A 1876-nucleotide genomic window follows, 5' to 3' on the forward strand; every position below is an offset into this window, starting at 1 on the left:
ACTATGGGACTTCCGGATCTGTCAAACTATGCGTGCCTCCCCGGCAAAGCCGGGGGGTCTCCCTTTTGGACTAGAAAAATCCAGCAACACCATTCTCCAAAATAAACCACTCTTCGACAAAATCACATTCCAGAGACTGTCAGTCAACCCGGAATGGATGTTCGAATTGAACATGCATCCGATTTTTTAGGCAAAAAGATAAACTTTACGCCAACTTGTCGCAGCTATCCCCCCTACAGTTGGTTTACCGCGTCTTACCCTATTGAAAACTCACAGACCCATAAGGCCACTTCTTATTTAATTTCCTTCGTTAAAGGGTAATGCCTTAAAACGTTTGTGGTTTTTCCGTGACGACACAAGGATACGGCTGCGTGTTTTGTATCTACAGCAATGGATTGTCATAATAGTTATATTAGTAGATTTTAGTAGATTTTTTTTGTGCTGTGGTTATATAAAAATTCGACAATTCTCTGTGTTGCAATCGCGCTGCCATGTCCCGTACACCTGGGGCAGTTGGGCTGCAGGATACCCGGTCAATGCCGGGCAGTACTCGCAGGCAACGATCCTTTGTGCCGCGCAGTGCACTTACTAACTTGGAGAGAATGATTACCATGAAAAAATTTATTACTGCTGTATCTCTTACCCTCGCCGTCACCGGTTTTGCTGGGCTGGCCAATGCGGAAACCTGGTCTCCCACCGGGGCCGTAGCCTTGTTCAATGTGGGAAATATATCAGTATTCAAAGGTATAAATTTGACTTGTGGCTTGAGCGGATCTGGTAATATTAATGGCGCCGATGCCTCTGTCGGTTCTCTGGCACTTACCGGATTTCTATGCAGTACCATCAGTTTCAACGGTTTGCCTTACAATATTGAAGGCAATACTGGCGGTACGGTAACGCTGGAGGGTGTCGTTGTTGTTGGCATTACCGGAGACTGCGCTGGAGACCTGATCGGCACTTTTGATCAAGCCACCGGCATACTCACCTTCGATGCTGCAGAGATTCCTTCCAGCCCTCCTGGTGGTGCTCCCTGCCAAATCACTGGTGCCGTAGGCACCAATCCGCAGGCATCCTATACCAATCCCTAGTAGGGGCTGGTACTAGGTTGTGCCCATCCATAAACAGGCGTTTTGCGGGGATTTGTGAGCAGCCTGAATCTGATGCTGACACCGAGCAGGGTAAATTCAAACGTAACTATTCAGCACAATGCCAAATTGCTTAACTTTTGCTCTAAGAATGCCGCTTTATGAATCTAATTTACGCAAGGTTTGACTGAGTTTTCGACACCCTGCTTGCATTTTGTGCAATTTTTGCATGTGCTGAATAGTTACTCCCCGTCAAACCATATCCCGCGCTGTTATCGATTGTGCTACTCCCCTACGGCCACTGATCAATTTGCTAAAGAAGGGGTCTTTGGCTACGATATTGAGGCTTTGAATGCCACATCATCCCAGCTTCTTAATGAACCTGGCCGACCAGCAAGCCGAAAATCTTATGCCTACTGTTTTCGAAGTGGTTCTCCGGGAAAGGAGACTGTCATCTAGCTATATAATACATCTGATCACAAAAAAAATCGTGAGTGACTGGTTTGCCGCCTTTAAAAATACTCTCCATTACACATGCTGATCCTTTTTTTGAATTGTTGTTTGAGCAGACAGCTGTAAACCCAACACAGCCTCCGCGCCAAGGGAGGTGAATTTTATGATCAAGATTGTCGGCGGTGTTGTAATAGCCATCGACGGGGCATTGATGCCGACTTAGTAAATATCCACCGGCAAAGCTGGTGGCTTTAATCGTGAACTGTAGTGGTCAAGTATTTTTGGCCACCGTCTTTTGAGCATTCCAATATTTTTCTTCAGCCACATTCGGCGGCAAA

The 1876-nt window shown here is 46.3% G+C and carries 2 protein-coding genes; both read left to right on the plus strand.

The annotated features are described in order from the left end of the window. Nucleotides 1–190: hypothetical protein (locus Q1A48_RS21115; RefSeq protein WP_299948810.1), on the plus strand; the 190-nt coding region annotated here is incomplete at its 5' end. A 421-nt stretch (nt 191–611) separates the two neighbouring features. Continuing rightward, on the plus strand, nt 612–1088 hold the full coding sequence (locus tag Q1A48_RS21120) for a hypothetical protein (protein ID WP_299948811.1): 477 nt from the start codon (nt 612–614) through the stop codon (nt 1086–1088). The last annotated feature ends 788 nt before the right edge of the window (nt 1089–1876 follow it).

It is taken from the genome of uncultured Microbulbifer sp., assembly GCF_947489355.1.
Lineage (GTDB): Bacteria > Pseudomonadota > Gammaproteobacteria > Pseudomonadales > Cellvibrionaceae > Microbulbifer.